This is a genomic window from Streptococcus parasanguinis (genome assembly GCF_015556095.1).
In the GTDB taxonomy this organism is placed as follows: domain Bacteria; phylum Bacillota; class Bacilli; order Lactobacillales; family Streptococcaceae; genus Streptococcus; species Streptococcus parasanguinis_Q.
Genome location: NZ_JADNLT010000005.1, coordinates 176,176 through 182,455 on the forward strand (window position 1 = coordinate 176,176; position 6,280 = coordinate 182,455).

General features: G+C 41.0%; 5 protein-coding genes. 4 read left to right on the forward strand and 1 reads right to left on the reverse strand.

Going from position 1 to position 6,280, the window contains the following annotated elements; genetic code table 11:
* Positions 1 to 6 precede the first annotated feature (6 nt).
* The 4 genes from I2E70_RS06955 to thrS all read left to right on the forward strand — a co-directional run bounded on the left by I2E70_RS06955 (position 7) and on the right by thrS (position 5,316).
* Entirely contained in the window at positions 7 to 594 is a 588-nt protein-coding gene (locus I2E70_RS06955; protein WP_049485661.1) for a class I SAM-dependent methyltransferase, read from the forward strand.
* A 102-nt stretch (positions 595 to 696) separates the two neighbouring features.
* Positions 697 to 1,695 (forward strand): glycosyltransferase family 4 protein, encoded by a 999-nt coding sequence (locus I2E70_RS06960; RefSeq protein WP_195424172.1) that lies wholly within the window; start codon positions 697 to 699, stop codon positions 1,693 to 1,695.
* A 1-nt stretch (position 1,696) separates the two neighbouring features.
* Entirely contained in the window at positions 1,697 to 3,019 is a 1,323-nt protein-coding gene (locus I2E70_RS06965; protein ID WP_195424174.1) for a glycosyltransferase family 4 protein, read from the forward strand.
* Positions 3,020 to 3,372: 353 nt separating this feature from the next.
* Positions 3,373 to 5,316 (forward strand): threonine--tRNA ligase, encoded by a 1,944-nt coding sequence (thrS, locus tag I2E70_RS06970; protein ID WP_070595233.1) that lies wholly within the window; start codon positions 3,373 to 3,375, stop codon positions 5,314 to 5,316.
* A 211-nt stretch (positions 5,317 to 5,527) separates the two neighbouring features.
* Here the strand turns inward: thrS and I2E70_RS06975 are convergent.
* Positions 5,528 to 6,280, reverse strand: a 753-nt coding sequence (locus I2E70_RS06975; RefSeq protein ID WP_195424176.1) for a DUF389 domain-containing protein, incomplete at its 5' end; no start/stop codon positions are given.

Consider the following 6,280-nt stretch of genomic DNA (forward strand, 5'->3'; position numbering starts at 1 on the left):
TATTTAATGTTAACTGAATTTCTTATTAAGCAGTCTCAAAAACCTAGTGGTCTTATTGGTAGAGTCATCACAAAAATATGGTCATTCTATTTTAAAAAACTTAGTCTTTGGGCGATTAAACAGACTACTATTTCAGATAATTATAGAATTTTAGAAATTGGTTACGGTGGCGGGAGTACTATCAAGAACCTTCTTGCTTTAAATAAAAATCTTGAGATTCATGGTATTGATATTTCTAAGGAATCATATAGAACTGCCCAACGTGTTCATTCAGATTCCATAAGAAAAGGTAGTGTCCAACTTAAGATTGGAAATGTGGAGAATATGCCTTATCAAAATAACTATTTTGATAGAATATTTGCTATTCAGACCCATATTTTTTGGAAGGATATAAAAAAGAGTTTTCAAGAAGTTTATAGAGTCCTGTCCAGCAATTCTACTTTGATAATTGCTTCTGAAAAAGAAAAAATACATTATCATATGACAGATTATCGTACAAGTCATGAATTTAGTCAGTTACTAACAAGTATTGGTTTTTCAAAAATTGAGGAAAAACAGAATCGCAATTGGATTTTGTATATCGTATATAAATAAAATAGAATTTTAAATTTCGAACAGAACTGTTCTAGCCTCTTTTTTATACTGCAAACAGGTAGAGACTTGCTGGGCACTCTTTATTTCGGTATAATAGAAGGTATGAAAGTTTTACTGTATTTAGAAGGAAAATCCGTATTACAAAAATCAGGAATTGGTCGAGCCTTGCAGCATCAAATGCATGCGCTTGATTTGGCTGGGATTCCGTATACGACAGATATTTTAGGAGATTATGATGTGGTGCATATCAATACCTATGGCCCACGGAGTTTCCTTTTGCTCCATGCAGCAAAGCGTCGTGGAAAGAAAGTCATCATGCATGGCCATTCAACCCGTGAGGATTTTGAAAATTCCTTTATCGGGTCTAACTTTTTTGCGCCCTTGTTTGGAAAGTATTTGGCTCACATGTACCAAAAGGCAGACTATGTGATCACGCCATCTGAATATTCTAAACACCTGATTCAGTCTTATGGGGTGACCACACCGATTATCGCGGTCTCCAATGGAATTGATTTGGAAAAATACAAGAAGGATCCGAAAAAAGAAGAAGTCTTTCGCAAGCATTTTAATATCCAAGAAGGCCAAAAAGTTGTTATCTGTGCGGGTCTGTATTTTAAACGCAAAGGGATTGAAGATTTCGTAGAAGTGGCCCGTCGCATGCCGGATGTGCGCTTTATTTGGCTCGGATCTATTAACAAATGGATCATTCCGCGTAAGATTCGTCGCATAGTGGAAAAGGATCATCCTAGTAATGTGGAATTCCCTGGCTATTTCAAGGGAGCGGTCTTCCAAGGGGCTATGACGGGTTCAGATGCTTTCTTCTTCCCATCTTATGAAGAAACTGAAGGAATCGTTGTTTTAGAAGCTTTGGCTAGTCATCAGCACACGGTCTTGCGGGACATTCCCGTATACAATGGCTGGATCGACGAGAGCTCATCTGAATTGTGCCACAATGTGGATGAATTTGTGGATTCCTTGAACAAGGTCTTAAACGGACAAGTAGATAAGCGGGAGGCTGGCTACAAGGTTGCTGAGAGTCGTTCGATCGACTTAGTGGCTCATCAATTGGTCGATGCCTATCAAACAGTTTTGGAGATGTAAGATGCGTGTAGGATTATTTACAGATACCTATTTCCCGCAAGTTTCGGGAGTGGCGACCAGCATTCGGACGCTCAAAACAGAATTAGAAAAATTGGGTCACACGGTCTTTATCTTTACGACAACGGATAAAGATGTGAACCGCTATGAAGATTGGCAGATTATTCGGATTCCAAGTGTGCCTTTCTTCGCCTTTAAGGACCGCCGCGTTGCTTATCGTGGTTTTTCAAAGGCACTTGCCATTGCCAAGCAATACCAGTTGGATATTATCCATACCCAGACTGAGTTTTCATTAGGCCTTTTGGGAGTTTGGATTGGACGCGAGTTGCGGATTCCAGTCATTCATACCTACCATACCCAGTATGAGGACTATGTCCGCTATATTGCGAGAGGCATGGTCATTCGCCCAAGTATGGTCAAATACATTGTGAGAAGTTATATGAATGATCTGGACGGTGTCATCTGCCCAAGCGAGATCGTCTATGACTTGCTCCAAAAGTACAAGGTCAAGGCAGAAAAACGCATTATTCCGACAGGGATTGATTTGGCCAAGTTTGACCGGCCAGAAATCACTCCGATAGAGACAGCCGCTCTTCGTGAAAAATATGAAGTCGCAGAAGATGAAACGCTTTTATTGAGCTTGTCGCGGGTCTCTTATGAAAAAAATATTCAGGCTGTCATTGCGGCCCTTCCTGATGTCCTTCAAGCCAATTCTAAAGTTAAGTTGATTGTGGCTGGGGATGGTCCTTATTTGGATGATTTGAAAAAACAAGCGGCGAAACTGGGGATTTCAGATGCGGTTGTCTTTACAGGGATGATCCCACCAAATGAGACAGCTCTCTACTATAAAGCGGCTGACTTCTTTATTTCAGCTTCAACGAGTGAGACGCAAGGGTTGACTTATTTAGAGAGTATTGCAAGTGGTACCCCGATCATCGCTCATGGCAATCCTTATCTCGATCATGTGATTGATGACCCTATGTTTGGAAAGCTCTTTTATGAAGAGAGCGATCTGGCACAAGCGATTCTTGAAGCGATTGACGAGATGCCTGCAATCGATGAGACCAAGTGGGCAGAAAAGATTGATGATATTTCTGCAGCAACCTTTGGTCGTCGGGTCTACGAATTTTACCTGGATAAAATCATCTCGAAAGACTTTTCAAATGATTTGAATCCTGAGCAAAGTCGGGTTAAGCGGATGTCTAAGACCATTGTGAAAATCCCGACCAAGGTGATTGCTCTTCCGGTCAATGGATCTGTGAAGATGATGAAGGCTTCGGTAAAACAAGTGAAGAAAATCCGTAAAATCACGCATTTCTTTGATTGAAAACGAAACTTTTTCTTGCAAAATTTTTCAATCGTGCTATAATAACTGACAGAGACATATCAAATCTAGGAAATCTGATAGAGAGCGCGTGGGGCTGGAAATCGCGTAGAGGATAGGTTTGGGACTACTCGTGATTCTTTTATGTAAACATAAAACGGTGGCTACGTTAGAGCCAATCAGAGGTGTCCCTCTTTTTTGAGGAACATAAATGAAGGTGGAACCACGTTGCGACGTCCTTTCGAGGAGGTCGCTTTTTTGATTTCTTAATGAAGACATCAAAAGGAGTGACGATTCCAATGTTCAAAGACACCTCCCACCCATTTAGCTACTAAAAACTTTATAAGGAGAAAATCATGATTAAGATTACTTTCCCAGATGGCGCTGTTCGTGAATTCGAATCTGGCGTTACTACTTTTGAAATTGCCCAATCTATCAGCAATTCTTTGGCTAAAAAAGCCCTTGCTGGTAAATTCAATGGCAAATTAATTGACACAACTCGTGCCATCACTGAAGACGGAAGCATTGAAATCGTGACACCTGATCACGAAGATGCTCTTCCAATCTTGCGTCACTCAGCGGCACACTTGTTTGCCCAAGCAGCTCGTCGCCTCTTCCCAGATATCCACTTGGGTGTCGGTCCAGCCATCGAAGATGGTTTCTACTACGATACAGACAACCAAGCGGGTCAAATCTCTAACGAAGACCTTCCTCGTATTGAAGAAGAAATGAAGAAAATCGTGAAAGAAAACTTCCCATCTATTCGTGAAGAAGTGACCAAGGATGAAGCGCGTGAAATCTTCAAAAATGATCCATACAAATTGGAATTGATCGAAGAACACTCTGAAGATGAAGGTGGTTTGACCATCTACCGTCAAGGTGAATACGTGGACCTTTGCCGTGGCCCACACGTCCCATCAACTGGTCGTATCCAAATCTTCCACCTTTTGAATGTGGCAGGTGCTTACTGGCGTGGTAATAGCGACAATGCGATGATGCAACGGATTTACGGTACTGCTTGGTTCGACAAGAAAGATTTGAAGAACTACCTTCAAATGCGTGAAGAAGCTAAAGAGCGTGACCACCGTAAACTTGGGAAAGAGCTTGATTTGTTCATGATTTCTCAAGAAGTTGGTCAAGGTCTTCCATTCTGGTTGCCAAATGGTGCGACGATCCGTCGTGAGTTGGAACGCTATATCGTTGATAAAGAAGTCGCAGCAGGCTACCAACACGTCTACACTCCACCAATTGCTTCTGTAGAACTTTATAAGACTTCAGGTCACTGGGATCACTACCGTGAAGACATGTTCCCACCAATGGATATGGGGGATGGAGAAGAGTTTGTTCTTCGTCCAATGAACTGTCCTCACCACATCGAAGTTTACAAACACCATGTGCACTCTTACCGCGAATTGCCAATCCGTATCGCTGAAATCGGTATGATGCACCGTTATGAAAAATCTGGTGCCCTTACAGGACTTCAACGTGTGCGTGAAATGTCTCTGAATGATGGTCATACCTTTGTGGCTCCAGAACAAATCGAGGAAGAATTCAAGAAGATCCTTCAATTGATCATCGATGTGTATGAAGACTTTAACTTGACAGATTATCGTTTCCGCTTGTCTTACCGTGATCCTGAAGACAAACACAAATACTTTGATAACGATGAAATGTGGGAAAATGCTCAACGCATGTTGAAAGCAGCCGTTGATGATATGGGTGTTGAGTACTATGAAGCTGAAGGGGAAGCAGCCTTCTACGGACCAAAATTGGATATCCAAGTGAAAACAGCTCTTGGTAAAGAAGAAACTCTTTCAACTATCCAATTGGACTTCTTGCTTCCAGAACGCTTTGATCTTCATTACATTGGAGCAGACGGGGAAGAACACCGTCCAGTCATGATCCACCGTGGGGTTATCTCAACCATGGAACGTTTTACTGCGATCTTGATTGAAAACTACAAGGGAGCTTTCCCAACCTGGCTTGCGCCACACCAAGTAACCCTTATCCCAGTATCGAACGAAAAACACGTAGACTACGCTTGGGAAGTGGCTAAGAAACTTCGTGATCGCGGTGTTCGTGCCGATGTGGATGAACGCAATGAGAAAATGCAGTTCAAGATTCGTGCTTCTCAAACTCAAAAAATTCCTTACCAATTAATCGTTGGTGACAAGGAAATGGAAGAGCAGGCTGTAAACGTTCGCCGTTATGGTCAAAAAGAAACAGAAACCATGCCGGTAGATGCATTTGTAGAATTGATTCTTGCAGATATTGCAAATAAATCTCGTGTTGAGAAATAAAACGATCACAGTCTGAGAAATATTTTTTAGTAAGAAAAAGCAACAACTATTTCAGTTGTTGCTTTTTCTATTTTGTTTAACCTGAGCTAGTAGTGATTGGTCAAACCACCACAAATAGTATCCTTATCAACAATCCTTTCTATCCATTAACTTTTGGATATAGGATATCCTCCTAAGATTTGCTTCCATGAGTTAGATAAGTTGACTATCCTCAATCCTTGTCTGCTTTATTTTCTTTTACGAGATCGTTTTGTGAATCTTTTTCAGAGAGTTTTTGATCGATATACTTGTCAATGTTTTCGTAAAATTCCTTGGTCGTCTCACTATCTAATTTTGTCGAATTATGGACTTGATTGACTTTCAATTGAACAGATTGAATACCGTAAGAGGCTTGTTTTTGGCGAATGGTTTCTAATTCTTCTTCTGAAATCGGATCTCCAACAACCGTCAAGACCAATTCATTATTCCTTGACTTGTAGACTTGATTAATGACCGTATGATTGGCGAACTCTTTTCCTACAAACTGTTTGATTCCTTCTTTTCGTGCTTGATCCATCGTCAGAGTGACTGCTGAATAGCTGGCTGGAAGAACCAATAATACAATCAAGGATATCAACCCAATTCTCATTTTCATGTTTAGCTCTTTAAATGAACTTAAGGGAGATTGTCTCATCATAATTCTTGTTCCAACAATATTGATTAGCATGATAAAGACACAGTTGATCAAGAAAAGATAGAGAGCCCCAAATAAAAATCGTACATTTCCATTAGCTAAACCATAACCTGCAGTGCAGATAGGTGGCATCAGAGCTGTTGCAATGGCTACTCCTGGCACGATATTGTTTGCTTCTTTTTTTCTTGAACCAATGACACCTGCTATCCCACCCGCAATAGCAATGAGAACATCCCAAATGGTTGGAGAGGTTCGTGCGATCAACTCGCTACTTGCATAAGACAAGGGAGA